General features: G+C 56.8%; 17 protein-coding genes. 7 read left to right on the top strand and 10 right to left on the bottom strand.

Annotation, left to right across the window (positions count from 1 at the left end):
• The first annotated feature begins 251 nt into the window (after positions 1-251).
• The 3 genes from RRF56_RS06100 (at position 252) to RRF56_RS06090 (ending at position 9,346) form a co-directional block, all read left to right on the top strand.
• The gene (locus RRF56_RS06100; RefSeq protein ID WP_317036747.1) at positions 252-1,646 is read left to right on the top strand and encodes a response regulator; all 1,395 of its coding nucleotides are present in this window, start codon (positions 252-254) and stop codon (positions 1,644-1,646) included.
• A 347-nt stretch (positions 1,647-1,993) separates the two neighbouring features.
• Positions 1,994-4,363: a sensor histidine kinase gene (locus RRF56_RS06095; RefSeq protein ID WP_317036746.1), complete on the top strand. Its 2,370-nt coding sequence runs from the start codon at positions 1,994-1,996 to the stop codon at positions 4,361-4,363.
• 240 nt (positions 4,364-4,603) lie between these two features.
• Positions 4,604-9,346 carry a PAS domain S-box protein gene (locus RRF56_RS06090; protein ID WP_317036745.1) on the top strand — a complete coding sequence of 1,581 codons (4,743 nt, stop codon included), beginning with the start codon at positions 4,604-4,606 and terminating at the stop codon, positions 9,344-9,346.
• A gap of 1,129 nt (positions 9,347-10,475) precedes the next feature.
• Here RRF56_RS06090 and RRF56_RS06085 read toward each other — a convergent pair.
• A complete protein-coding gene (locus RRF56_RS06085) occupies positions 10,476-10,814 on the bottom strand; it encodes a hypothetical protein (protein WP_317036744.1) in 339 nt (112 codons plus the stop codon).
• 608 nt (positions 10,815-11,422) lie between these two features.
• On the opposite strand from RRF56_RS06085, the gene RRF56_RS06080 reads away from it, so the two are divergent.
• Complete coding sequence (locus RRF56_RS06080; RefSeq protein WP_317036743.1) at positions 11,423-12,733, top strand: hypothetical protein; 1,311 nt, start codon at positions 11,423-11,425, stop codon at positions 12,731-12,733.
• A 471-nt stretch (positions 12,734-13,204) separates the two neighbouring features.
• On the opposite strand, the gene RRF56_RS06075 is transcribed toward RRF56_RS06080, so the two are convergent.
• Positions 13,205-13,594 (bottom strand): AbrB family transcriptional regulator, encoded by a 390-nt coding sequence (locus RRF56_RS06075; protein ID WP_317036742.1) that lies wholly within the window; start codon positions 13,592-13,594, stop codon positions 13,205-13,207.
• Between the two features lie 538 nt (positions 13,595-14,132).
• Here RRF56_RS06075 and RRF56_RS06070 point away from each other — a divergent pair.
• Complete coding sequence (locus RRF56_RS06070; RefSeq protein WP_317036741.1) at positions 14,133-14,903, top strand: SDR family oxidoreductase; 771 nt, start codon at positions 14,133-14,135, stop codon at positions 14,901-14,903.
• 262 nt (positions 14,904-15,165) lie between these two features.
• Here the strand turns inward: RRF56_RS06070 and RRF56_RS06065 are convergent, their stop codons facing one another.
• The 4 genes from RRF56_RS06065 to RRF56_RS06050 all read right to left on the bottom strand — a co-directional run bounded on the left by RRF56_RS06065 (position 15,166) and on the right by RRF56_RS06050 (position 18,680).
• Positions 15,166-15,654, bottom strand: a complete 489-nt coding sequence (locus RRF56_RS06065; RefSeq protein ID WP_317036740.1) for an orange carotenoid protein N-terminal domain-containing protein — start codon at positions 15,652-15,654, stop codon at positions 15,166-15,168.
• Positions 15,655-15,824: 170 nt separating this feature from the next.
• Positions 15,825-16,853 (bottom strand): formamidase, encoded by a 1,029-nt coding sequence (locus RRF56_RS06060; RefSeq protein WP_317036739.1) that lies wholly within the window; start codon positions 16,851-16,853, stop codon positions 15,825-15,827.
• Between the two features lie 95 nt (positions 16,854-16,948).
• Complete coding sequence (locus RRF56_RS06055; RefSeq protein WP_317036738.1) at positions 16,949-18,325, bottom strand: aspartate aminotransferase family protein; 1,377 nt, start codon at positions 18,323-18,325, stop codon at positions 16,949-16,951.
• A gap of 103 nt (positions 18,326-18,428) precedes the next feature.
• Entirely contained in the window at positions 18,429-18,680 is a 252-nt protein-coding gene (locus tag RRF56_RS06050; RefSeq protein WP_317036737.1) for a DUF6464 family protein, read from the bottom strand.
• A gap of 200 nt (positions 18,681-18,880) precedes the next feature.
• On the opposite strand from RRF56_RS06050, the gene RRF56_RS06045 reads away from it, so the two are divergent.
• The gene (locus tag RRF56_RS06045) at positions 18,881-20,686 is read left to right on the top strand and encodes an ABC transporter ATP-binding protein (protein ID WP_317036736.1); all 1,806 of its coding nucleotides are present in this window, start codon (positions 18,881-18,883) and stop codon (positions 20,684-20,686) included.
• On the opposite strand, the gene RRF56_RS06040 is transcribed toward RRF56_RS06045, so the two are convergent.
• The 3 genes from RRF56_RS06040 to RRF56_RS06030 all read right to left on the bottom strand — a co-directional run bounded on the left by RRF56_RS06040 (position 20,683) and on the right by RRF56_RS06030 (position 22,109).
• Positions 20,683-21,333 carry a hypothetical protein gene (locus RRF56_RS06040; protein ID WP_317036735.1) on the bottom strand — a complete coding sequence of 217 codons (651 nt, stop codon included), beginning with the start codon at positions 21,331-21,333 and terminating at the stop codon, positions 20,683-20,685. The genes RRF56_RS06045 and RRF56_RS06040 overlap by 4 nt on opposite strands.
• An 11-nt stretch (positions 21,334-21,344) precedes the next feature.
• Positions 21,345-21,680, bottom strand: a complete 336-nt coding sequence (locus RRF56_RS06035) for a YtxH domain-containing protein (RefSeq protein WP_317036734.1) — start codon at positions 21,678-21,680, stop codon at positions 21,345-21,347.
• 75 nt (positions 21,681-21,755) lie between these two features.
• Positions 21,756-22,109, bottom strand: a complete 354-nt coding sequence (locus RRF56_RS06030) for a hypothetical protein (RefSeq protein ID WP_317036733.1) — start codon at positions 22,107-22,109, stop codon at positions 21,756-21,758.
• 90 nt (positions 22,110-22,199) lie between these two features.
• Here RRF56_RS06030 and RRF56_RS06025 point away from each other — a divergent pair, with 90 nt between their 5' ends.
• Complete coding sequence (locus RRF56_RS06025; RefSeq protein ID WP_317036732.1) at positions 22,200-24,356, top strand: S-layer homology domain-containing protein; 2,157 nt, start codon at positions 22,200-22,202, stop codon at positions 24,354-24,356.
• A 158-nt stretch (positions 24,357-24,514) separates the two neighbouring features.
• Here the strand turns inward: RRF56_RS06025 and RRF56_RS06020 are convergent, their stop codons facing one another.
• Positions 24,515-26,572 carry a prolyl oligopeptidase family serine peptidase gene (locus RRF56_RS06020; RefSeq protein ID WP_317036731.1) on the bottom strand — a complete coding sequence of 686 codons (2,058 nt, stop codon included), beginning with the start codon at positions 26,570-26,572 and terminating at the stop codon, positions 24,515-24,517.
• Positions 26,573-26,607: the final 35 nt, after the last annotated feature.

Genomic DNA, 26,607 nt, shown 5'->3' with positions numbered 1-26,607 from the left:
AGGCCTTCATTGCGTTCGCAAGCGGTCATCAACCAACCGTGCTGTATACAGTATCACTGGTAATGACGAATACTAGCGTCCCCTGCCTAGGGAAGACAATGGCCGCTTGGTTTCACAAGATTGTCACAGTTATTTCCCACTATAGAGATGGTCTTAACACTAGTCGACTGTCTCAATAGGTGGGGGTGTTGGCTGATTTCCCTAGACCCCACAGGATGTCGGCCATCGCGCCCCTTCTACCGACTTACGCTATGCAACCCTCTGCAACTACCTACCCAGCTACCATTTTGTGCATTGCCTGCGGCCCCGTCAATGGTTCACTCTTTCAGCAGTGGTTAGGCGACAAACGCTTCTATCGTCTGATCTTTTGGGAAAGCCCCGACAGCTTTGACCTTGATTCTACTGGGCAGCCGACGATTATTTTACTCGGTAGCCAAGCCGGCATTGAGAGTCTCCCAGCCCTAGCGGCTCAGTGGCCGACGGCCAGGGTGGTCGTCATCCTTGACCCAGCCCAAGCCAACACCGCTGCCAGTTGGTTAAACCGAGGAGCCGACGATTATTTAATGAACGACAGCTTCTCTGGGGCGCGGCTCACCTATAGTGTGCAGCGGCTACTGACCCAAGCCCGAGCCGTCGATCGCCAGGTGGCCGCTCGTACTGCTGCACTGCGCCAAGCCAAGGAGGCCGCCGAGGCTGCTAACCAGATCAACCGTCGCCTGATCACCGATTTGGGGCATGGTCTGCGCAATCCGCTCAACGCGATTTTGGGCTTTAGCCAGATGCTCTCTCAAGATGCAACTCTATCAGACCAGCAGCGGGAAGGGCTGGACATTATTCATAGCAGCGGTGAGCATCTGCTAGCTCTAATCAATGGCATGCTCGGCATGGCCAAGACAGAAGCCGCTGTTGCCCCCCGACCCTCAGATCGGCGCGCGGTTGCCCTCGCTGCTGGCCAACCCACCTATCGTCTGTTGATCGTAGACGATAATTGGACTAACCGGGTGCTGCTGCAGACCCTGTTGGCTCCTCTGGGGTTTGAGCTACAAGTGGCGACCAGCGGTCAGGAGGCCATCCCCATGTGGGCCGATTGGCAACCCCACTTGATCTGGATGAGCCTGGCTATGGCTGAGATGGACGGCTACGAAACTACCTGCCGCCTGCGCACCATCGAGCAAACACAGCTACAGCCCGAGACCCCAGCAGACTTATTTGTGCCGACTAAAATCATTGCCCTGACAGACGGCACAGAGGTGGAGCGCTTTAGGGCGATCGCCGCTGGCTGTAACGATGTAGTCTCAAAGCCGCTTCGGCCTCACCTGATTTTAGAGAAACTAGCTGACCATTTAGCTGTCCAATACACCTATGCTGCCGACCTCGGCCAGGCGGAGCAACTTTGGCAAAAAAACGACTCCGTCGCTCCGGCCTCGGCACTACCTCCAAACTGTCTAGCGTTTATGCCCATGCAGTGGCAGCGTCAGTTACACGAGGCCACAGTCAAGCTCGATGCCGATAACCTACTGGCTTTATTGGAGGCCCTGCCTGCAGATCAGGCTCCTTTAGCTGAGGCCCTGCGGGCTAGGATTCAGGAGTTTGATTTTGAAACCATTTTGACGTTAGTACAGACTGTGCTCGACCAGGCTAACTGAGTCGATGGTCCTGATGAGCACTGCCTAGTCATTGGTCTAGAGGCCCTAAGTGCTTGCTTTGGGGCGCTGGCGTTTGCTCGAAATCGTCCTGATTAGATCTAATCCTGCTATGGCTATGACCTCTTGCGATCCAGCTTTAGCCCCTGAAACTATCTTGATCGTGAAGGACCTCTTAGAGAATCTGAAGTCTTTAGCCAGAATATTCCAACAGCTGGATTCCTGATCCCAAATCCGAATTGCATACCCCCAAGTCCCAAACGCAAAACTGTAGGGCCGCCTAGTATGCACCCTGCTGAACTGGGGGTTAACTGCTCCTAACTAGCCCGGAGACCGCCATCATCCAGTTCTTGACCAAAGCTACCCGCCTAATTCAGCGGTTGCCTCTCGTTGCAGTGCTAGAGGTACCCTACCTGTTGCAAATGCTGACGGTGGTCGGCCTTACCGGCTGGGTGATGATGGAGTATCGACGGGTCACCGTCGCCGAACTGGCCGCTAACCTGCGAGAAGAGACTACGGAACGAGTTTTGGCCTATGTTGACCACCAGCTCCTAGTCGCGACTCGGCTCAATCGAACCCATGTGGCCGCCGTTGAGACCGGGTTGATAGACCTAGAAAATTTTGAGCAGATGGGGCGGTTTTTCTGGCAGCAGATGCAGCTTTACCCCATCGACTATCTCAACTATGGCAACCAGGCGGGAGAGTTTATTGGGGTTGAGCGCTCTGCCGATGGCACCCTGGTGATTAACGAAACCCGGCGGGACAATCTCGAACAGATGACTATTTATCAAACTGATGCCCGGGGGAACCGGACTCAAGCAGAGTCTATCGCTGCCCCCGAGTCCAATCAGGAGGAGGCTTGGTACGCCGATGCCGCCCTTGCCAAGCAACCCGTGTGGAGTCAGATTTATGCCTGGGAGGATCAGCCCGATGTGCTCTCGATTTCGGCTAGCCACCCTCTCTATACCCCCCAAGGCGAGTTGATCGGGGTGATGGGGGCTGATCTGGTGTTGACTCAAATCAACCGCTTTTTGCAAGCCATTCAGGTCAGCCCCTCGACCGAAATTTTTATTGTGGAACGCAGTGGGATGCTGGTGGCCAGCTCTGATGGGGTGGCTCCCTTTGAAGTGGTCGATGGCCATTCCCAGCGACGGCCCGCCATCCGCAGCTTCAATCCGCGGGTTCAGGCTACGGCTGAGCAGCTGATCCGCCGTGACCAGTTGACTACTGCTGGCCCTACGACCTTTGCTTTTTGGCTAGGGCGAACTCGTCAGTTTGTCAGCCTGACACCCTGGCAAGATGATCTCGGCCTCGACTGGCTAGTGGTGGTGGTGGTGCCTGAGTCTGACTTTCAGGCCCAGGTGGATGCCTATATCCGCACTGCCCTGCTGCTGGCTCTGCTATTACTGTCGGTGACGCTACTGCTGGCCCTGCTCGCCGTCCGCTGGATTAATCGCCCCATTGGGCAGATGGCGATCGCCAGTCGGGCGATCGCTAAGGGCGATCGCACCCAAACTGTGGAGATGCAGGGCATTCGAGAGGTAAGAATGCTGGCCGGTGCCTTTAACCAAATGGTGGCCCAGATGGACGCCGCGTTTACCGAAATGGAACGTCGAGTGGTTGAACGCACCACTGAACTGGCCACAGCCAAAGTGGCTGCCGAGGCGGCAAACGAGTCTAAAATCCTGTTTTTGGCTAACATGAGCCACCAGCTGCGCACCCCGTTAAATATCATTTTGGGGTTTATTCAGGTCATGCAGCATGACGCCACCATTCCTGCTAGGCACCAAGAGGCCCTAGCCAGTATGCGCCGCAGCGCTGACTACCTGTTGGCGCAGATCAACAACCTGCTGTTGGCCTCTAAGCTCGATACTGACGAAGGGGCAACTGTCACCCCCGCTTGGCTTGATCTGGGGCTGCTGCTAGAAAACCTCCAGGAGCAGTTTTCGGCTCACCAGATCCATCCGGTCGTGGAGTTTCGGGTAACTCTCGAAGGGCAACCGCCCCGGCAAATTTGCACCGACGAAGCCAAGCTGTACCAAATTTTGGCAAATTTGCTAGAAAACGCGTTTAAGTTTACTGTCTCTGGGCAAGTGACCCTACAGATCATTAACCCCATTGAAGTGGGCGCTGGCGATCCAACCGCTTCTCTGGGCCAATTGCCCAGTGCTGTCAGTCAGTACCATCTGACCTTTGTGGTGACCGATACGGGATCTGGCATTGACCACGCTGATCTAGAGCGATTGTTTAACCCCTTTGAGCAGTCGGCACCGGGCCAGCGATCGCAGCGGGGCAGTGGTTTAGGCCTGTTTATCTGTCAAGAGTATGTGCGGCTACTGGGGGGCGACCTCCGCTGCCAGAGTCAGCCCGGCCAGGGAAGCCGATTTGAATTTACCATTGCTGCCCAGGGCAGTGTGCAGACCCTAACGGCGATCGACGCTACCGCCGAGGTGCCCCCCACCCCGGCCTCTCTGTGCCCACCTCCGCTGAGTGATGATTTCGTAGCCATGCCGAGAGTCTGGCGCGATCAGCTCGAACTGGCCGCCACCATCGGCGACGACGGCACCGTTTTGGCTCTCACCCGAACCATTCCAGCGGAGCGGGCGGCCCTGGGCGACTGGCTGCGCTACTGGGCCACCGACTTTCAGTTCGATCAAATCCTCGATCTCATTCAGGCGGTGTCCCAGGAGAGCTTTGACTGCTCAGGGCGGGAAAACTAAAGATTGCCTGTTTTGCCCCGCCGCTGGCGGGGTGGTTAGCTCCTGTGAGGTGCTGGCTAAAGGCCGATCACAGCATCTAAAGCTTTATCCTGATCAGCGGTGGCCGCTGACTTGACCAGGGTATGCTCGGGCTATAACTTGATCGTTGACGTGACTGGAACTGCATCAACCAGATAGTCAAGGGCTCAGGGCCTGCGGCTGTAACTCGTGTTCTCAATCTCCCCTGGATGTCTCCATCCCATGGCTACCATTCTCTGCATTGATCACCATCCGCTGACGCCACAGCTACTACGGGCTCAGCTAGCAGAGGAAAATCCCGGCTATGACCTAGCCCTGGCTCTGACCACTGCCCAGGCGGCAGCTCAGATCGAAACCCTGGGAACTACCCACACCTCTGTGCCCCTGGTGATTGCCCGCCAGGGGCTGATCGACTCCGCTGGCATCCAGACCCTCTACCGTTGGTTTCCCCAAGCGCTGACAGTGTTGCTGCTGGAGTCAACGGATGGCACCGATGGTGGAGCGATCGCGGCGTTGATTCCCTCGGGCCAGCTCTACCGCTGTCTGAGGTCACCCTGGACTGAGGCCGATCTACAACTAACGGTAACCGAAGCCCTGCGGCGCTACCACTACGAGCAGCAGCTGGCGCAGATGCAGGCCCAACTGATGGCGGCCCAACAGCAGCCGGCAGAACGGGGCGATCGCCAAACCGCCGATCTTGCTCCCCCAGAGGACCAACTATTCTTTCAGCAACTGACCAAGAACTTGCCGGGGGTGGTGCATCGCTACGTGCGCCATGCCGACGGCACCGACGCCTTTACCTATGTCAGCTCTGGCTGTGAAGCCCTCTTTGGCCTCAAGGCTGAGGCGCTTTTGACGACAGCCCAGGCTCTATGGGATCTGGTTCATCCCGAGGATGTGCCGATGTGGATTGCCCATGTTGCCCATTCTGCTCAGCATCCAGAGGAGACCTTTCAAGGAAAGTGTCGAATTACCACCCCTGACGGTGAGCTGAAGTGGCTGGAGGTGAAGACATCGGTCCCCCAGCAGCTAGCGAATGGGGATCTGGTGTGGTACGGGTTTATGCACGACATTACCCAGCATCAACAGACCCAGCTAGAACTGCGCCGCAACCGCGAGCTGCTGGAAGCTGTGTTTAACCAATCGAGCGATGGACTGTTTTTAGTCGATACTCACACCCGTTTGATTGTTGACTGCAACGATCGCGCCGTAGAGCTATTTCAAGCCGAGACTAAAGCGTCCCTGATTGGCATTCAAGGCAACCAGTTGCAACGGCAGCCCTTTACCGAGGCAGAACTGACCGAGGCTCGCCAAATCATTGCCGAGCATGGATTTTGGAGTGCTGAGGTGGAGTATGTCAGCCTCAAAGGAAACCTGTTTTGGGGCAATTTAGCCACCAACCTGATCACCGTAACAGGGTCGGCAATGATGCTGGTGCGGGTCAGCGACATTAGCGATCGCAAGCGCATTGAGGCCGCCCTCAGGGCTAGCGAACAGCACCGCCAGCTGGCCCTAGAGCTTACCCACACCGGCAGTTGGGAGTTTGAGGTGGCTTCGGGCCAGGCTCTCTGGAGCGACAGCCACTACCACCTGATGGGGCTGACTCCTGGGATACACCCCAGTAACTACGCCACCTGGTGTCAGGCCGTCCACCCCGACGATCTGGCCCAGGCCGAGCAGGCCTTTGCCCAAGCCCTAGATACCCACAGTCTGCTCGATGTGGAATATCGGGTGGTGTGGCCCAACGGCGATGAACGGTGGGTGCTAACCCGAGGCCAGGGCATTTATAACGACAGCGGTCAGCCGATCAAAATGATGGGCGTGATGGTCGACATCAGCGATCGCAAGCGCATTGAGGCCGCCTTACAGCAAAGTCAGGAGCAGCTTCAGATTGCCCTAAAGTTTGGCCGCATCGGCCTTTGGAACTGGGATGCCTGCGCCAACCAGCTGACGTGGAATGACATCGCCTATCAGCTCATAGGCCTAGAGCCCAGGGCGGAGCCGCTGACCCACGACCGCTGGTTCCAGACCATTCACCCTGACGATCGCGCCGCTGTGCAGCAAGAGATTGATCAGGCGATCGGCGCAGGGCGGACGTTTCAGCACGAATATCGGGTGCTGCTGCCCGATGGCACCCAGCGGTGGATTGCCGACAGCGGGCAGGGCATCTACAGTGCCGACGGTGAGCTGTTGCGCATGGCAGGGGCTGCCTACGACATCACGCCGCGTAAAACCGCTGAGCTAGCCCTCCAGCAACTCAACGACGAGCTAGAACAGCGGGTGCAGCAGCGCACTCAAGAACTTCAAAAACTTGCCGCCATTGTGGAGAACAGCACTGACCTGATTGGCACCGCTAGCCTCAGCGGCGATACCCTCTACCTCAACCAAGCGGGGCAGCGGCTAATCGGGCGATCGGCAGCTTCGATCATCAATACCCCCATCGTCAATCTTCACAACCCAGCTGCTGTCACCCACCTCGTAGAGGAGGCACTGCCTACCGCGCTAAACCAGGGCTGCTGGCGAGGCGAATCTACTCTCCGGCACCATCAAACTGGCGAAGACATTGTGGTCGAGCAGGTAATTTTCCTCATTCGCGATTCCAACTCCCACGAGCCGCTGTGCCTGGCCACCATTTGCCGCGATATGCGCGATCGCTCGCGGCTTGACAACGAGCGTCAGCGGGCGGCGATCGCCTTGCGGCAGAGCGAAGAACGTTTTCGCGGCATCTTTGAGCAGGCCGCTATGGGCATCGTTGAGGCCGACCTAAACGGCCGCATTGTGCAGGCTAACCAAAAATTTTGTGATCTAGTCGGTTACTCAGCTCCAGAGCTGGCTTCAAAAACATATCTAGATCTGACCCATCCCGACGATATGTCGCATGACAATGCCAACGTGCAGCGTTTGCTCAGCGGTGAAATTTCAACCTTCATGATGGAGAAGCGCTACCTGCGCAGCGACCAGGCCATGGTTTGGGTCAGCTTGGCCGTTTCTCTAGTGCAAGATGGGTTAGGTCAGCCTCGCTATCTGCTGGGGGTCGTCAACGATATCAGCGATCGCAAGCAGGCCGAGCAGGCTCTCCAAGAATCGCGCACCATGCTGCAACTGGTGCTAGATACCGTTCCCCTACGTATCTTTTGGAAAGATCGTTACTCCCGCTTTTTGGGCTGCAACTACGCCTTTGCCAACGACTTTAACCTGACCCCCGAACAGATTATTGGCAAAACTGATTTAGAACTGCCCTGGGCGGCCTACGCCGAAGACTACCGCCGCGACGACGTCAGGGTGATGACCACGCAAATCCCAGAATTGGGCTACGAAGAACTCACCAACAATGCTAACGATGAAGAAACCTGGATTCGCACTAGCAAAGTACCGATTAGCAATGCCGAGGGCGATATTATTGGCGTCCTCGGTTGTTACGAAGACATCAGCGATCGCAAACAGGTCGAAGCATCGCTCCAAACCCTCAACCAGGAGCTAGAGCAGCGGGTGCAAGAGCGCACCCAGGCCCTGCAACAGGCCACTGAGATTGCCCAGTCGGCCAGCCAGGCAAAAAGCACGTTTTTAGCTAACATGAGTCACGAACTGCGCACCCCGCTCAATGCCATTTTAGGGTTCTCCCAGCTCATGGCCCGCGACCATGCCCTTAGTCCCAGCGATCGGCAATCGTTAGAAATTATCAACCGCAGCGGTGAGCACCTGCTTGACCTCATTAACGACATTCTTGAGATGGCAAAAATTGAGGCTGGGCAGGTAAGTTTTAATCCGCTCTGCTTTGATCTAGATATCTTGCTAAACACCTTGGCAGAGCTGTTTCATCTGCGAGCTAGCACCAAAGGGCTAAAGCTCATTATCGACCGCCATCCGGCTTTGCCCTGCTACCTCAGCAGCGATCAACCCAAATTACGCCAGGTGCTCATTAACCTTCTGGGCAACGCGATCAAGTTTACCGACAGCGGTCAGGTCTGTTTGCGAGTCACCCCTGTGCCTGTCCCGATCGATTGCCTAGCCCCTGGTACCAACCTAGCGATCGCCTTTGCGGTCAGCGATACGGGCATTGGCATCGCCGCCGAAAACCTCGACTGTCTACTCGATCCCTTTGTGCAAATTACCCAGAGAACTCGGGTTCACGAGGGCACCGGTCTCGGGCTATCGATCAGTCGTCAGTTTGTGCAGCTGTTGGGGGGTACCCTCACCGTAGAGAGCCAGCTGGGCCAGGGGTCTACCTTTGCCTTTACCCTACCTATGCAGGTGGTCGACAGAGTCGATGACGCTGAGCTCAGCCCGGCACTCCCCCCCATTACCCAACTGGCTCCAGGCCAACCCCCCTACCGCATTTTGGTGGCAGACGACGATCGCACCCACCGCCATCTGCTCACCCAACTGCTGCGCTCCGTTGGCTTTGAGGTTTGGGAAGCCCGCGATGGGCAGGAAGCGCTCGCCCTGTGGTTAGATTGTCAACCTCAGCTAATCTGGCTCGACATGCGCATGCCTATACTCAGCGGTGATCAGGTGGCTCGGCACATTCGCACTCAAACCCAAGCCGCTAATCTACCTGCCCCCAAAATTATTGCCCTCACCGCCAATGCCTTTGAAGAAGACCGGGCTCAGGCCCTGAGCGTAGGCTGCGATGATTTTGTGCGCAAACCCTTTCAGCTAAACCATGTGTTGGTTAAGATAGCCGAGCATTTGGGTGTGCAGTACACCTACGACTCAGCGCCAGTGGCGATCGCCGCTGAGCCCATGTCTACTACCGCTGCGATCGCCGCCCTACGAGCCTTGCCTAGTTCGGCGATCGCCCAGCTTTACGACGCCACTCTTAAACTCGACAGCGAACAACTTGCCCAGTTAGCGAACCAATTTCCTCCTAGCCTAAATGCCCTAGCTGATCTGATCCACCGGCATCTCGATAGTTTTGCCTTCGACACCATCCACGACCTGATCCAGCAGGCGATGGATAGCTGATTGGTTAATCAGTGATCACAAGATGCTGTTTTATATCGAATTCGAATTCCATGACCCCCGATTCCCAACCGGCCAGCCTGTAAGGGCGTTGGCACAGCCTGGCCAGAGGCTTTACCGCTGTTCGCCCAGTAGAATCGGGGGTAGCCAATCGGGATTTAGTATTAGTCCTCAATGCCCATGTCAGAGAACGATTACAGCTCTGATGGCTTTTGGGTGATTCATGGATGCAATCAAGAGCTACAAAAGAGGTGCTTGAAGTAAGAAATATTTAGAGTACAGAAGCCTTCAGGATATAGGCGTTGCATGGAAACATTAACGATACTTTTTCAATCCACGGTAAATTATTCTAAGCTAAGATGTACTCCCAAAGATCCTCCAGTTTGCTGTTCTGAGAATGCTTCTAAAACTTCAAAACTAATTAAATTGATTTTCCAGAAGAGGTGATTCGTTTGTGAGATTGTGCTGGCGGCAGTCAAAATTTATTTCTTAAAAAACTTGGGTGAGTCTGAAATATAGCTGTAGCCAGTCTGGTTAAGACATTTTTCCTAAGAACGTTCGAACGTTTCTAGGGTTGGATGTTCTAACCCAAGTGACTATGACTATAGCTGGCTCTCACTACTGTCATCTCTGCCTCGACTGAATGCCCTAGAAACCTGGCAAGCTACTATCGCTGAACTAGCTGTTGCCTGAAGCTATGACACTTAATGTTTCTATTTCCCAGGGTGACATTCTCATCATTGATGATCTAGTCGATAACCTTCGCATTTTATTTGATATCCTCTCTAGCGCAGGGCATCGGGTTAGAGCCGTAAGACATTGATCAATGGCGTTAATGGGAGCAGATCTGCTCCGCCCGACGTCACCCGTTTGATGACGCTGGATCCTCCTTCGATGCAGCCCACCAAGCCGTTGACACTATACTGTCCTATGCCGATTCCTTAAGTCGAAACCCTATCCTGAGCACAGAACAAATCCTGCGGCTACAAGAGCTAAAACGCTATGGGCAAGCTATGCTTTATCTCCTCACTACCCTTCATGGGAGTATGCTCGCAAACTAGAAAAAACTTAAAAAAATACCCCTACCTAAACTGATTGAAATCAGTGGTTTAGATAGGGGCTAGAGCAATTTCTAGTTTCTCTGGGAAATGTCGTAGTCAATGAGTTCTTGAACGTGGGCAGGCTTGAGTTCAAGCCACTCAATCATTTGATCTAACTTCCAACCCCTGTATTGTGCAATTAGGCGAATTTGGGCCAGAGTGATAGAAGGAAAGGGCTCAGTTAGCCAAGCTTTAGCTATATGCTTCGGTATGTTTAAGGTGTCCTCTAATTTTTGGAAATCGTTGAAGCAAAATTCATCATTGAGCCACTCTACTAGAGTTTTGGCATTCCAAGGATAGTAATTTTGCATGGTGCTCAAACTATTCATAACATCACGTATTAGGTTGGGGGCTTGACCGGTTTCAATCATAAAAGCTAAATGTGACAGCTTTGTGACCAAGGTCTCTTAAGGTCAATCTGGGCAATAGTGAATTAGAATTGATGGCCATTATGAAGCAATCATGATGATGTTAATCATGCTGATAAAACGGCAGGTTTTATGGTTTTGAGAGAGCGTCTTTATTGACTGGCAACGCATCGCGAGCGTCTGGGTGTTTTGCTGGATTGGCGTCACTATCAGCTTTTCAGCATGGTTATCTAGGTGGTTTGGGCAACTGTAGAAAGAGACGATCGCGCTTGGGATAACTCTTTTCTACCGGTGGTAACTACCTTTAAAGCAGTAGATATGCTTGAATTGTCGGGAATAGCTGTTTGAAGAATTGATGAGTTGTGGAACATCTTGTGGTGGTTTAGCGTCTAAATGCGCTAGTGCCAACTTGAATGAACGATGGGCGTAGGCAGGGGAGTAAGGGTGCCTTGAGTGCCATTGAGGCGAAGGGGCAGCGGTGAAGGGGCAGCGATCGCCTACAATCGTTCTGCTATTCGCGCATTGATGTGTACGACTTGAGAGTGGCGAAGTCTATGTACAGCAGTTACCAATACAGGAAGAGATCATCGCGGCGGCCGTTACGGTGGGCGTTGGTTCTTCTATTGCTGATTGGCATTCCTGTCGGGTTAGAGTTTTTAACCCGGATTGTGACCCATGCCACCGGCACTAGCGATCGCTTCACTGGTGCTCAAGCCGCAGGTGCGATCAACTCCTACCAACTCCGATTTGTCGATAAAGCCGGGCAACCATACATGGGGTTACCCGATAGCGGTGAGCTAAAAGCGGTACGCGATCCCCTGGTGGGCTATCGATTGGCGGCTAACCAACAAAGCGACTTTTGGCAGATTAACGAAAACGGCTTTCGCGAAACTGAACCCGTGCCGAGTTCAAAACCGGCAGGCGAGATCCGAATTTTTGTATTGGGGGGGTCAACGGCTTTTGGTCAGCTCAGCTCTAACAATCAGACTACCTTTACCAGCAAGCTCGAAACCCGCCTCAATGAGCGAGTCGCCCAGCAACGAGCTAATCCGAACCAATTTCAGCCCAGTGCGTTGCCCTTTCGGGCTGACCAGGTGCAAGCAGCGCTGGCGCTACCGCCGCGCATTCGCGATGGTCAGTACCGGGTGATCAATGCCGCCGTGCCCGGCTATGCCTCGGGCAATGATTTGGCCCTGCTGACCCAACAAGTAGCGGCCTACAACCCAGATTTTGTCGTGGTCATGGGGGGCTACGCCGATCTGATGTTGCCCAGCACTGACCGAGGCAGCGATGTGCCTGGTCTAGAGCAGTATTTGACCAGTGGTGGGCAGGGCTTTGGGGCCGGGCTGGGTGATCAGGTAGCCGCTTGGTTTAATCAGCTTTATATTGTTCAGGGTGTTAAGCACTATGGTTTGCAGCGGCAGCAGTCGGAGCAACAGTTGGTGGAGCCCCTCAATCTCTACGCCCCTACCCTCGATGCAACGTTAAGCGATCGCCTGCCCGCCGACTCCGCCGAACTCGATCAGCGCGTTCAGCGCTATGGCAACCACCTACGGCAGATGGTGCGCTGGGCGTCTGCCAACCAAAAACGGTTGATCATTGGCATTGAACCGGAAATTTCGACCCGCCAACCCGAGACATTGACGCCTGAGGAATCGGCAATTTTGGCAGAGCTAGACAATAGCTACCTTGAACAAATGCGTACGGGGTATGAAGGCTTGGCCGCAGCAGCCAACCAGGCTAGCCAACTGTCTGCCAATGCCCAGGTCTTAAATTTTTACCCCCTCTACGCCACCTTCGCAGGGCAGGCCTTTAAAAGCCCCGTGGGGCTCACCGATGAGGCCCACACCCTGGTGAGCGATCGCCTCTACGATGCGATCGCCAGCCAGCTTGCCCTTCAGCCCCAGCCCTTTGGGCTTTGAGTCTAACCAAGGGTTGAGCCCAAGCAGCCCCCTGACAGCTTTGTGTCGGGGGGCTGCTTGGCAGGGCGCATCGTCCTCGTGAGGCATAGAGACCTTAGCCTTCAATCTCTGAGTAAGGGCTAAGAGCATTGCTAATACCGAATCCGACTTGGCGAGCCAGGTTGGACTGGGCAAACGGTGTTTGTCCCTAAGCAATCCGCCTGTTAGAAATCGGGGTTGTACGATTCGGATTTGGTATCACCCATGTTTGGGGCTGCTTGGCCGACAAAGCCCTTGCACCGTCTTAAGTTAGGTGGCGCGTTGGTAGAGCCCAACTAAACTAGCTCTGGTATTGGGTGCTCCTGCGTTTTGCCCATCTGCCATTGAAGTTTGTCAGTCAACAAGCCTCGCTTCACCCAACTTAATCTCTAGAGATTTGTCAGTTAAACAGCCCTTTGGGCCAATCGCCTAGATCCACGTCCTAACCTGTGGTTACGATTGGTCTTCGTTGCCTTCATCATCTAGCTTAACCAAGTGAATATGCTTGTAGCCCAGCTTGATTTTGAATTCATCGCCCGATTTAAGACCCATTTCTTGGGTATAGGCTGCACCAATCACAATTTGGCCATTTTTGTGGACGGTGACGTTATAGGATGCTTCCCGACCTCTGCCATCCTTACTCTTCTCGGGCTCAAGCTGAATGCCCTTGGCCGACAGAAGAGCGTCATAAAATTCAGCTAAGTTTACGCGAGTCTGACCTTCTTTGCCCACCGTGTAGTAGCCACACTCTTTAGCGAGTTCACGTTTCGTGAGGCCATCGTTTTCTTTGACCTTGGTAAGCAGTTCTTTGCCAGTTAAGGGCTCTTTGCTTTTTACCGCCATAGTCTAAATCGTCCTGTAATGAGTACAAAAGCGCTGAAATGTCAAGAATGGATTGCTGACATTGCTACAGTAAGGGGTTTCTTCTTGGGCTGATCTAACTAAAACCCCAAGAAAATCAGGCCTCAAGTAAATACTACCCTGATTGTAATTGCTTGGTTCTAAAATGCGCTATTAATTTCACCCAATTAGCAAAGTAAAAATAGATTTTATTGCAAAAGGGCATAGTCCTTAGTGCCTCATCTCCCCGATAATCTCAATGTTTGAGATGAACAAAAGGCCAATAGCCCTAGCGCTAGTCTCGCGGCTCCTAAACCAGGCGTGCGGTGTAGAAGTAACTCAGTCAATCGCGCTCAGGGAGTTACTCGACCCCCCTTATTTGTGCATCGCACCGGATTTTCTGCTGTTAGGGGCCAAGCGCTGATGTTTTGGGATGGGCTAGTGTTGGTTATAGGAGATTGGTCGAACGAGATTATCGCTCTGCAACTTTTTAACTAACCCTTTAAGCTGATCAGAGGCTTACTTCTCTGAGGTCACTGCTATGCATCAGCTGGAACAGAAGCCCGTTGCGCTAGTCACAGGAGGGGCACAGGGCATTGGTTTTGGTATTGCTGAGCACCTGCTTACCCAGGGCTGGCACGTGGCGATCGCTGACATTAATCCTTCTTCCAGCACCGCTGCCCAGGCCGCCCTGGCCCAATTTCGCGAGTCCTTCAGGGTGATGCGTTGTGATGTCTCCCAGGAAAAGGATGTTGAGCGCTGTGTTCGGTCGGTTCTAGAGCAATTTGGCCAGCTCGATGGCTTGGTTAACAATGCTGGCATTGCCAATCCCCACAGTGGTCCGGTCGAAGCGTTGACCCTAGCCGACTGGAATCGCTGGATTGCTACCAATTTAACCGGCGGCTTTTTGATGGCCAAGCATACCGTGCCCCATTTGCGGCAGACTAAGGGGGCGATCGTCAACATCGCCTCCACCCGTGCTCTTCAGTCTGAACCTGACTCCGAAGCCTACGCGGCTTCAAAGGGCGGCCTTGTGGCGCTTACCCACGCCTTGGCCGTGAGCCTAGGCCCAGACATTCGGGTCAACTGCATTAGCCCAGGCTGGATTGATGTCAGTGCCCAACAACATCCATCCCAGGCGGCTAACCTCAGCCCAAGCGACCAGCAGCAGCATCCGGTCGGACGGGTGGGCCAGGCCCAGGATGTGGCAGAACTGGTCAACTTTTTGCTGTCAGAGGCGGCAGGCTTTGTCACCGGGCAAAACTTTGTTGTAGATGGCGGTATGACGCGGAAAATGATTTATGCCACCTAGTACTCTGCGGCCTAATACTGAATCCGACCTACAACCCCCCGATTCGAAGGCGATACCTCGCAGGGGCATTGCACTGCAATGCCCCTACACATTGAGGGTTATACCGATAGGATTTGGTATGGTCCAGCCAACCGTTCCTAAAACTTGACACCTAGCTGACCCAAAAAAGGGCGAAGGGACTGATGCTGCCCTGCCAGCGTCAGTCCCTTCGCTCCCCTCAGGTACTCTGGTGCTCAATAATGGTCATCTAGCGCCAGGCCTACTAGATGCTAGCGCCGCTGCTGGGTTCGCTGCCCATGCTGTTAGCAGCATCGCGCAGAAGAGTAATTTGGGCTTCGAAATCCATAGTTTCGAGGGCGGCCAGCAAGTCTCGCCCAGCGTCAGACAGCTCGTAGTCGTCTGGCATAGGAATGATATCGCCGCTATCCATACCCTGGGCTAGGTAGTACCAGAAGGCCAACTGGGTGTTGGCACTCAGCGAACCATATTCACGGCTGATCTGGTGCGACTGCTCTTTTCGGGCGATCGCGCGCATGGCATCGAGCTGCTGCTGTTGATCAAGCGCCTTCACTTGATCATAGAGACCAGTGGCAATTTCGGGGGAAGCAGAGCCTGGGGCCGCAGTGGTAATTGACTCGCCCATCTGCTCATAGACAAACCAGAGCAAGGCTAGTTGCTCGTCTACCTCTAACTTGTTGAACTGAGCGAGGGCCTGGTTGGGGCCATTGGTGGAGGTGGTGTAAGTTGTCATGTAAATATCCTTTTATTGCAATGGGGCAGCGGACGAGGGCACCCACGCCTTAGCGAGGTGCACCCTCTCCTATACCCGTTCTTTGCAAGGTAACGGAGTATTTACCTCACCCCCTCCTGCTAGAGCGATAACCACGGCTATACCAGGAGATGGGGAACCGCTGGCCCTGGCTAGGGCATTACCTTGTCTAAGGCAGGTGGCAGCTCTTCACCGCGATAGACCCGAGTCGGGGTGGAGAAACCGCAGGACGTGCCGTCGGTATGCACCACCTCTGCCTCCCAGGGCAGGCGATAAGATCCATCTACCATGTCTTTCATGTAGGTGTAGGGGCAGTCTTGGGCACCGCCTTTGACCGCCACATAGCCCCGGTGGCCAAACTGATAGATATTGTTCTCGACTCCCCAGTGAATGCGGGCCTCGCGTACTAAGTCGGGGCGCACCTCGGCGGTGATAATTTCGTCGGGGCGGTGGCTACCCATCACCAGAGGTTCGCCGTCGAAGTTGACGATCATGCCTTCACCCATCGAGTCAAAGGTGCCATCGGTGCCGCACATGCAGACCGAGGCCGTGACCATCAGGTTACAGAAGGCATTGGTCTGGTTAGTAATCCGCCAAGAGTGGCGAATCGGGGCGGTGTAACCTGCCGTGCGAATCATGATTTCGGCTCCTTTGTAGGCACATTCGCGGGCCATCTCGGGGAACATGCCGTCGTGGCAGATGATCAGGGCGATCTTGCTGCCGTTGGGGCCTTCGCACACGGGAATGCCCAGGTTCCCCGGCTCCCAGGGTTCTACGGGCACCCAGGGGTGGAGCTTGCGGTAGTAGAGTTTGATCTCGCCCAGGTTGTCGATGATCAGGCCGCTGTTGTAGGGGTTACCCTCAGGGTTGTACTCCATGATCGAGAAGCAGCCCCAGATGTCGTGATCGATGCAGGCTTGGCGAAAAGCCCCTACTTCGGGGCCATCTAGGCGACACATGATCTCGGGGTTAGTATCCATCGACAGCCCGTGGAGCGAATATTCTGGAAACACCACTAGATCCATCGTGGGCAGGTTGCGGCGGGCCTTGCCAACCATCGCGACAATGCGCCGGGTCTGGGCGGCCAGATCATCAGGGGTAACCACATTGGGCAACTGGAGTTGCACCATGCCCAACACCACACCATTCGGCGCTTTGTTCAGTCCACCAAGTCCGCTCATGGGTCTCTCCAGAAATTTAATCAGAGAGCACTATAGGCCATTGGGCCACCGCCATGGTGTTAGGGGTTACTCAAAATGGGGAGCCTGAGGGAATCCTAACTCCTGCTACCTATACAGTCGCCAATAGCCTGCTCTAAAATCGCTAGCCCCTGGTCTAGCTCGGCCGTGGTCACGGTCAGGGGTGGAGCAATGCGCCACACGCTCCCCATGCCGGGCAGGGCGGTAATGTTCATGCTCAGTCCCAGTTCTAAGCAGCGGCGGGTAATGGCGGCCCCAGTGTCGGGGTCGGGTTCGCGACGATCGCGGTTTTTGACCAACTCTACCCCCAATAGCAGCCCTTGCCCACGCACATCACCAATGATGTCGTAGCGGTCTTGCAGCGCCAGTAGCCCCTGCTTGAGGTAGGCCCCTTGGGTCGCGGCCTGGGCCACCAGATTTTGGCTGGTCAGCACCCGCAGCACCGCCAACCCCACCTCCGCTGGCATGGGGTCAGACACGTGGGAGGTGTAGTAGATAAAGCCCTGCTCGTAGCAATGGGTTTCGATCGCCTCGCTGGTGACGGTGGCCGCCAGGGGCAGACCGCCGCCCAGGGTTTTCGATAGGGTCAAAATATCGGGCACTATACCCAGTTGCTCAAAGGCAAAAAGGCTGCCCAGGCGACCAAAGGCGGTCTGGGCTTCGTCTAAAATCAGCACCATGCCGCGGGCTTGGCAATAGCTCTGCAACCGCTGAAAATAACCGGGGGGCGGCACCACTACCCCCCCGGCGCTGAGCACTGGTTCGGCAATCACAGCGGCGTAGGCCCCCACCGACTGGCTATCGACCAGCTCAAACCCCACCTCCAGGCAGGTCATGTCGCACTGGTCTTGGCAGTGGCGAATGGGGCAGCGGTAGCAGTTGGGCGTGGGCAAAGCCAGGTTGCCCGGAATCGTTGGGCCATAGCCCTTGCGGGCTGACACAAAGGTGCTGGCGCTGGCCCCGGCGGTCATGCCGTGCCAAGAGGCGCTCAACCCCACCACCTCAAAGCCGCCGGTATGCAGCTTGGCCATGCGCAGGGCGGCCTCGTTGGCCTCACTGCCGGTGTTGAGAAACAGCGCCTTTTGCAGGGGCGGCGGCAGCATTCCGCAGAGCGAGTCGGCCAGTTCGATCACCGCCGGAGACAGCATGCCGCTAAACAGGTGCAGCACCTCTGTGCAGGCCTTGTGAATCGCCTGGACGACATCGGGATGGTTGTGGCCCAGGGTGGCGCACATTTGCCCCGAGGTAAAGTCGAGAATCTGACGGCCCTGACGGTCGTACAGGTAGCTGCCCCGCGCCCGCTGAATTAGCCGAGGCGCAAAGCTGCCTCCGTAGCGGACAAGATGGTGCTCAGCAACGGCCCATAGATCCTCGTCGGTGGCAGTTGCTGCGGGTAGCACCGACGGAGCCGGTGGGGCAGCACTAGACGATCGGTCAGGGATAGAATCTGCCATAGAGACGGGGAAGAAACGACAGGAAGATGGGCTGGGGTTAGCGGTAATTTCAGCCCTGGGCTGTTCAGGGGGTGCGATTGGGGCTGTGAATTCGGGATCCGGACTAGTCCTCAGCATTCCAGAAGGCTAACCACTCTGCCTCGGTTGGTCCCCAGAACTGCATCCAGTCGGCTTCCACGGCGGCGGGGTAGACCCTGGGCTGCTCAACGACAGGGGTTAACGACTCAAAATCTGGACATTGGCGCTGCGATGGCCCGCTGGGATGCACCGCACAAACCAAATAGGGGCTACGGGCATTGAACCGACAGTTCCGGCACTGTCGCCGGGGGGCCAGATTGATCGAAGGGGTAACCATGGCTAAGATACAGTTGCCGTCAGTGCGCGTCAATGGGAAAATTCTAGCCCCTGAAGGGGGAGCCGATCAGACCTTGGGGATTAGAGGTTGGACGGTAGGGGGCCAGCCCTGGAGGTCAGTACTGGGAGCTTTGAATTGCTTAGAAATCTCCTCACGCCATCTTCAAAGCCGAGTCAAGCAACGTTATTAGGAGCAGGCAATTGGTTCAGTCTCAGCCCCAAGCCGCGCCTACGCGGCAGCCCCTCCAGCGGGTACTGAATAGTTTGGGGGCTCACCCTTGGCTGACGCTGGGGGCGCTGGCCAGTGCCCTGCTGCTGGTGGCGGCCTACGCGGCTACGCCCCAGCTATTTCGTTGGGCGATCGATCAAGGCATTGCCGAAGGCAATCTAACGGTGGTGCTGCAAAGTGGGGTGGGGCTGGTGGTGGCTGCCCTGGCCCGAGGGTTGTTTAACTTTGGTCAGAGCTTTTGTGCCGAGGCGATGTCTCAAAGCGTGGTCTACGATCTGCGCAACCGCATTTTTAGCAAAATTCAAACCCTGAGCTTTAGCTATCACGATCAGTCGCAGACGTCGCAGTTGCTGACTCGGGTGACCAGCGATATTGAGCAGATTCGCACGTTTTTAAGTACCAGCCTGGTGCAGGTGATTAGCGGTGTGGTGACGCTGCTGGCGATCGCCACGATTTTACTGGTGATGAACTGGCGGCTGGCACTCATTAGCCTGACCGTAGTGCCCATCGCCGGATGGCTGATGGCGCGGTTCTTTAACCAAAATAATTTGCTGTTTCGCCAGGTGCAGGAGCAGTTGAGTGAGCTCAACGGCGTGCTGCAAGAAAATCTGCTGGGGGTGCGGGTGGTCAAAGCCTTTGTGCGGGAGGAGATCGAAAGCGATCGCTACACCCAGCTCAACGGCGAGCTAGTGGCCGCCAACATGAAGACTATTCGAGCCATTCGCAACACCTTTCCCTTCATTTTTTTGGTGAGCAACCTGGTGATTGTGGTGGTGGTCGGCTACGGCGGCGCAGCGGTGATCAACCAGCAATTTTCGGTGGGCGAGCTGGTGGCGTTTAACGCTTACCTGCTGCTGATTTTGCAGCCGATTTTGCTGATTGGCTTTGCGGCTCCGGCGATCGCCCAGGCCTCCTCTTCCGCCGAGCGGGTCTACGAAGTGCTCGACGCTGAGGTAGAAATTCGCGATCGCCCCCAGGCCATTCCCTTTACCACCTGCGCCGGTCGGATCACCTTCGAGAATGTGTCGTTTCGCTACCCTGGGGCCACGGCCCCAGCCCTCTGCCAGATTTCTTTCGAAACGAAGCCCAATGAGCTGATTGCTATTCTGGGCATGACTGGTTCGGGCAAGAGCACCGTCACCAACCTAATTCCCCGCTTCTACGATGTGACAGCGGGGGCGGTGCGTATCGACGGGCGCGATGTGCGAGATTTTACCCTAGAGAGTCTGCGATCGCACATCAGTACGGTCTTTCAAGAGACCACCCTGTTCTCGGGCACCATTTTTTCTAACATTACCTACGCCAAAGCTGAGGCCAGCCTCGACCAGGTGATTGAGGTCGCCAAAGCTGCCCAGATCCACGACTTTGTCATGACCCTGCCCGAGGGCTATGACACCCTAGTTGGCGAGCGGGGGGTGGGTCTCTCGGGGGGGCAAAAGCAGCGGATTGCGATCGCCCGCACCCTGCTGACCGACTACAGCGTGTTGATTCTCGACGACAGCACCTCCGCCGTCGATGCTCAAACCGCCGCCCAAATTCAGGCGGCCCTCGACGATCTGATGCGCCGTCGCACCTGCACCGCCTTTGTGGTGGCCCAGCGAATTAGCACCGTGCGCACCGCCGATCGCATTTTGCTGATGGACCAGGGCCGCCTAGTCGCCCAGGGCACCCACGAACACCTGATGGCCACCAGCCCCCTCTACGGTGCAATTTTAGAATCTCAGGTAAAATCTGCGGCTCTGGCCCCAGACCCCGGCCCAGCGACTGGGGGCGCTTAGTAATCGCCTTGAATAGGTTGCTTCGGCAAAAACTGGGGTAAGTCATCGGGGCCGGGAGAGACTAGCCCAGCCTCTGGGGCGGCATGGAGCGAGGTTGGCTCTAGCTGGGGGCGATCGCTGCCCCCTTCACCATTAGTCTCTGGCTCGGCGGGAGAGGGAGTTGTCTCGGCAGACTGGCGATCGCCCAGGGCGGCTTCAGGGCTAGGGCGGAATGACGATGGATCGGCATTGGCCGGGGCTGAGCTAAACCGCTTGGGTTTCGACCGTTTTGGGCGGGCGGGCGGCTCCCCAGTCCAGGTTTGCCAAGCGGCCTTGGCCCCGGCCAGTAAGCTTTTGGTGCTGGTATTTAGCCGCTGAGCCCCTACCTGGGCCGAGGTCACGCTTTGGTTGACCTGCTGCACGACCTGCCCAGCGCTCTGCACACCATCGGTGAGGTCATCGGTGAGTTCAGTAATTTCTAACCCCGTTAGCCGAATTGCCTCTAGGGTGGGGGGCAACTCGCGACCCAGGGTATCAAACATTTTTTCGGCACTGCGGGCCGCCCGGCCCAGTTCGCGCAGGGCAGGAATAGCGACCACCAGCACCGCCGTCAAACTGACGACGACCAGCAAAAACGACAGAGCTAGCCAAAACAGCGGGTCGGCCAAAACAAACACTCCTAATCTTGGCTAGAACCGTTGCTGACCACAGGAGCCGGTTGGCTGAGCTGCTCATACTCCTGACGGCTGGCTTCTTGCCCAGCGGCGATCGCCTCCTTTAAGCGAGTCAGGGTATGCTCCCAGTTGACCAAGGCGGTTTCCGATAGGCGATCGGCCTGGAGATGTACCGTAGTTGAGAGATCCTCCACCAATTCTGGTAGGGCATCAGCCGATTTCTTGAGAATGCGGCGAGTTTCGCGGCCAGTGCGAGGGGCTACTAACAAACCAGCCACAGCCCCCATGGCGGCCCCTAGTACTAAGCCACCAATAAATCCTCCCGATTGCTTTTCGCTCATGGTATTTGTTTCCTATGGGTACCCAAGCCGCTGATCCTAACCGTTCTCTAGCCAGGAACTAAGGCAATCCTATCGTTATTTTGCCCGAGCTACCTTAACCCTGGGTCTGATTGAAAGCTGTCGCCGACTCAGGCCGACCCAGCGACCCACTAAGGGTAAAACCTGGATGACGGCCATCACCTGATTGAGCCGTTGCACCTGTACCTGCAAGCGATCGTAGCTGTGCCGCAGGCGGGCTGTGCCGGTTTGCCCCCGCAAAATCAGGGATGGAGTAGCCGCCGGGTTGAGAATTTTGTGGGTTTTTTGCTCCCACTGCCCCAGGGCATCGGCTACGGCAGCCAGGGTTTGGGTCAGTCGCCACAGCCGCCAGGCCAGGTAAAAGCAGAACAGCGCAATGACTAGATTTAGGCTAACGGCAACCGCGATCACAACTTTTCGCCCTATCCTTTTAACTGGCTAGATCATAACGGTATTCTGAGCCAACCGCTGTATTTCGTGCTGCTGTTAGGACATTCTCCGTTGGACACCCCTGCAAAAACCCTCGATGTGGACCCCAGCCGAGGGGTAGATGAACCCTCGGGTCGCCCCCATCTCCCCTACAGAACCCTTGGGGCGGCCCTCGGCGCGGCCCAGGGCAGCACGCTGATTAAACTGGCCCCTGGCACCTACAGTGCCGCTACCGGGGAGCGGTTTCCAATTACGGTGCCCGACCAGATCATGGTTGCCGGGCAAGAAGCCACCCAGGGCCAGGGCATTGTAGTGGTAGGTGGCGGAGCTGGCCCGGGCGGTATTTCGGTGGGGCTGGTGCTGCAGGGCGAGAGCCAGCTGCGGGGGGTAAGCGTGCAAAACCCCCAGGGCATCGGCATTTTGATAAACTCGGGGGCGGCTGTGGTGCGGGCCTGTCGCCTCAGCCAGTGCAGGGTGGGGCTGCAGGTGGCGGGGGCTGCTCGGCCCCTGGTGGCCAATACTCGGGTAGAAGACTGCGGCGATCGCGGTCTGAGCCTGATCGACCAGGCCCGTGGCGACCTGCAAGACTGTAGTGTAGAACGCTGCGGCACCGGCATTTACCTCAGCCACACCGCTGCCCCGCTGATTCGCGGCTGCCAGTGCTCGGGGAACCAGGTGGGGGTGCAGGTGAGCGGGTCAGCCAGCCCGGTGCTGCGGCAAAATCGCCTAGTGCAAAATCAGGTCGCGGGTCTGGTGGTGCAAGACACAGGCCGCCCCGACCTGGGCCAGGCCGATGACCCGGCGGGCAACATTCTGCGCTACAACCGCCAGGCCGACCTGCGCAATGACAGCCGCCAGCCGCTAACGCTGGTCGGCAACGATGTGCTGCCCCAGGCCTTGATCGGAGCGGTGACCTTGGGGGCCAGTCGTCGCCTCGACCCGGCGGCGGTGCCGCCCAGTTTGCTAGCTAGCTCCGTTCCCCCAGCGATTTCGCCCCCGCCCGCCCCCGCTGAAGAGTTTGGGTCGCCTGGGTTTGCCTCCCCCATGGCCACCCGGTTTAGCGATCTGAGCCATCACTGGGCCTCGGCCTATATTGAGGCCCTGGCCGATCGCGGTCTGGTCAAAGGTTACAGTGACGGCACCTACCGCCCCCAGGTAGCGATCAACCGCGCCCAGTTTGCGGCTCTGGTGACCGCTAGCTACGGCGATCGCATCCCAGTGCGCGGTGCGGTCAGCTTTGTCGATGTGCCTGCAACCCACTGGGCCGCAAGCGCCATTGACCAGGCCCAGCAACTGGGGTTTTTGGGGGGCTACCCCGACCAGACCTTTCGGCCTGACCAGGGCATGGTGCGGGTACAGGCAATCGTGGCGGTGGCCACAGGGCTTCAGCTCGCGCCGGCCCCCGCCAGCGGGCTAGGGGTCTATAGCGATCGCGCCCAAATTCCCAGCTATGGGATCGATGCCCTGGCCAGCGCCACCCAGGCGGGGCTCGTGATCAACCACCCCCAGCCCGACCAGCTACGCCCCCTCGAAACCATGACCCGCGCCGAGGTGGCGGTGCTGATCTACCAGGGTCTGGTGGCCCTAGAGAAAGCGCCCCGACTCACTACTGTTGTTACCCCCCCTACCCCGATGACCCGAGGCTCCTTTCCCGATATTCAAACCCACTGGGCGCTCGATTTTATCCAGGGTTTGCTCAACCTCGGCCTGGTGCAGGGCGATGAGGCCGGCCGCTTTAACCCCAGCCAGCCCATGACTCGGGCTCAGTTTGCCGCCTTGGTCAGCCGCACCTTTGCCCCCGCCCCCCGCCGACCAGCGCAGCTATTTCGCGATGTGCCGTCGAGCTACTGGGCCGCCAACGCCATTCAAATTGCCTACCGGGGCGGGTTTCTCTCGGGCTTTCCCGACCAAACCTTTGGGCCAGAGACGCCGCTGCTGCGCGCCCAGGTGTGGGTGGCCCTGGTGGCCGGGCTGGCCCTGCTGCCCAATCAGCCCGGCAATCTGGCGCTGCTCAGTCGATACCGCGATCGCAGCACCATTCCCGACTATGCCACCAACAGCATCGCCAAGGCCACCCAACTGGCCCTGGTGGTCAACGTGCCCGATATTGCTCAGCTCAACCCCAACCGGGTAGCCAGCCGCGCCGATGTCTGCGCGGCGGTGTACCAGGCCCTGGTGCTTCAGCTGCGATCGCCCCGCATCGACAATCCGTTCATCGTGCGGCCCTAAGGGGGTAGATGGGTGGGGCAATACCAAATCCGAATCGCATAACCTCAATTCCAAACAGGCGGATTGCGTAGGGGCAAACACCGTTTGCCCAGCCCATTGTTTCTTACCCCTCCACCCCTTCACCCCTTCACCCCTTCACCCCTTCACCCCTCCACCCCTTACATCCCCAAATTCGCCGCCAAAAACGCCCACTTATCCGACACCTCTTCGATCACCTTTGCCGTCGGCTTCCCCGCTCCGTGGCCCGCCTTCGTCTCAATGCGAATCAGAACCGGAGCCTCACCCCCGTGAGCTGCTTGCAGCGCTGCCGCAAACTTAAAGCTGTGGGCCGGTACCACCCGGTCATCGTGGTCTGCGGTGGTAATCATCGTCGCCGGGTAGGCCGTCCCGGATTTAAGGTTGTGCAGTGGTGAATAACCGTAGAGCACCTTAAACTCGTCCTCATTTTCGGGTGAGCCGTAGTCTGACTCCCAGGCCCAGCCAATGGTGAACTGGTTAAACCGCAGCATGTCCATCACCCCAACAGCGGGCAGCGCCGCCGCAAACAGATCGGGGCGCTGGGTCATGCAGGCCCCCACTAGCAGGCCGCCGTTGCTACCCCCTGCGATCGCCAATTTCTTCGCCGAGGTATAGCCCTCCGCGATCAGCCATTCCGCCGCCGCCATAAAGTCGTCGAATACGTTCTGCTTGTTCAACTTGGTGCCAGCTAGGTGCCAGTCTTCCCCGTACTCGCCGCCGCCGCGCAGGTTCGGCACCGCGTACACCCCGCCCATCTCCATCCACACTAGGTTGCTGACCGAAAACGACGGCGTCAGCGAAATGCTAAAGCCGCCGTAGCCGTAGAGCAGGGTCGGGTTTTGCCCGTTCAGCTTAATCCCGGTTTTGTGAGTGATGAACATGGGCACGCGGGTGCCGTCTTTGCTGGCGTAAAACACCTGGGTAGTGGTGTAGGCACTGGGGTCAAAATCGACCTGGGGCTGGCGGTAGAGGGTGCTCTCGCCGGTCACCATGTCGTAGCGGTAGATGGCAGGGGGCACCGTAAAGCTGGTGAAGCTGTAGAAGGTTTCGGTGTCTTCGCGCTTGCCGTCAAAGCCTCCCGCCGAGCCAATCCCCGGCAGCTCGACTTCGCGCACCAGCTCGCCTGAGAGCGAAAAAATGCGAATCGTGGTGTAGGCATCTTTCAAATAATCGACCACGAATTGATTGTTCAGCAGGCCTACCCCCTCCAGGGTGTCCTCGCTTTCGGGGATGATCTCCCGCCAGTGATCCTTCTCCGGCTGGGCAATGTCGATCGCAATCAGTCGCCCCTTCGGCGCATCCAAATCCGTCGTAAACCAGAACAGCGACCCCTCGTTATCGACAAAGCTGTAGCTGGCCTCAAATTCAGAAATCAGCTCCACCACCGGGTTTTTGGGATCGCTCAGGTCTTTGTAAAACACCAGGTTGTTAGGGTCAGTCCCCTTCCACACTGAGATGATCAGGTAGCGCCCGTCTTCAGTGACGCCACCGCCAAAGCCCCACTCCTTTTGGTCGGGGCGCTCGTAGACCAGCAGGTCTTCGCTTTGGGGGGTGCCAATGCGGTGGTAATAGAGCTTTTGGTAATAGTTAATCGCCTCCAGCTTCGTGGTTTCATCCGGTTCGTCGTAGCGACTGTAGAAAAAGCCCGCATGATCATGGCTCCAGGATGCGCCGGAAAATTTCACCCATTTCAGCCGGTCGTCGGTGTCTTTGCCAGTTTCAATATCTCGCACGTGCCACTCGACCCAGTCGGATCCGCCCGAGGATAGGCCGTAGGCCAGGTAGGCCCCATTCTCGCTCACCGCCATGCCGCTGAGCGACACCGTACCGTCCTCCGACAGGGTGTTAGGGTCAAGCAAGACGCGCGGCGCGGCCTCCAGGCTGGGCAGGGTGTAGAGCACGCTCTGGTTTTGCAGCCCGTCGTTTTTGAAATAAAAGTAGCGCCCGCCCCGCTTAAAAGGAGTGCTATAGCGCTCGTAGTTCCAGATCTGGGTGAGGCGATCGTTGATCTCTCCCCGCTTCGACAGCGTTTGCAGATAGCCGTCGGTGACCGTATTTTGGGCCGCAATCCACTCGCGGCTGGCAGGCGACTGGGGGTCTTCGAGCCAGCGATAGGGGTCGGGCACCGTTACGCCGTGGTAGGTATCGACTTGGTCGTGCTGGGGGCTGAGGGGGTAGGCAAAGGTGGAGGAAGGCATAGGAGATAGGAACTAGGGGTTAGTAGTAACCCTAG

It is taken from the genome of Nodosilinea sp. E11 (assembly GCF_032813545.1).
Classification (GTDB): Bacteria; Cyanobacteriota; Cyanobacteriia; order Phormidesmidales; family Phormidesmidaceae; genus Nodosilinea.
The sequence above is the reverse complement of the archived record's forward strand: the minus strand, read 5'-3'. Positions and strand labels throughout refer to the sequence as shown.

Coding starts and splice junctions, on each gene's coding strand:
- RRF56_RS06100 (WP_317036747.1), top strand. CDS start 252: ATGCAACCCTCTGCAACTACCTACCCAGCTACCATTTTGTGCATTGCC.
- RRF56_RS06090 (WP_317036745.1), top strand. CDS start 4,604: ATGGCTACCATTCTCTGCATTGATCACCATCCGCTGACGCCACAGCTA.
- RRF56_RS06085 (WP_317036744.1), bottom strand. CDS start 10,814: ATGATTGAAACCGGTCAAGCCCCCAACCTAATACGTGATGTTATGAAT.
- RRF56_RS06075 (WP_317036742.1), bottom strand. CDS start 13,594: ATGGCGGTAAAAAGCAAAGAGCCCTTAACTGGCAAAGAACTGCTTACC.
- RRF56_RS06070 (WP_317036741.1), top strand. CDS start 14,133: ATGCATCAGCTGGAACAGAAGCCCGTTGCGCTAGTCACAGGAGGGGCA.
- RRF56_RS06065 (WP_317036740.1), bottom strand. CDS start 15,654: ATGACAACTTACACCACCTCCACCAATGGCCCCAACCAGGCCCTCGCT.
- RRF56_RS06060 (WP_317036739.1), bottom strand. CDS start 16,853: ATGAGCGGACTTGGTGGACTGAACAAAGCGCCGAATGGTGTGGTGTTG.
- RRF56_RS06055 (WP_317036738.1), bottom strand. CDS start 18,325: ATGGCAGATTCTATCCCTGACCGATCGTCTAGTGCTGCCCCACCGGCT.
- RRF56_RS06050 (WP_317036737.1), bottom strand. CDS start 18,680: ATGGTTACCCCTTCGATCAATCTGGCCCCCCGGCGACAGTGCCGGAAC.
- RRF56_RS06035 (WP_317036734.1), bottom strand. CDS start 21,680: ATGAGCGAAAAGCAATCGGGAGGATTTATTGGTGGCTTAGTACTAGGG.
- RRF56_RS06020 (WP_317036731.1), bottom strand. CDS start 26,572: ATGCCTTCCTCCACCTTTGCCTACCCCCTCAGCCCCCAGCACGACCAA.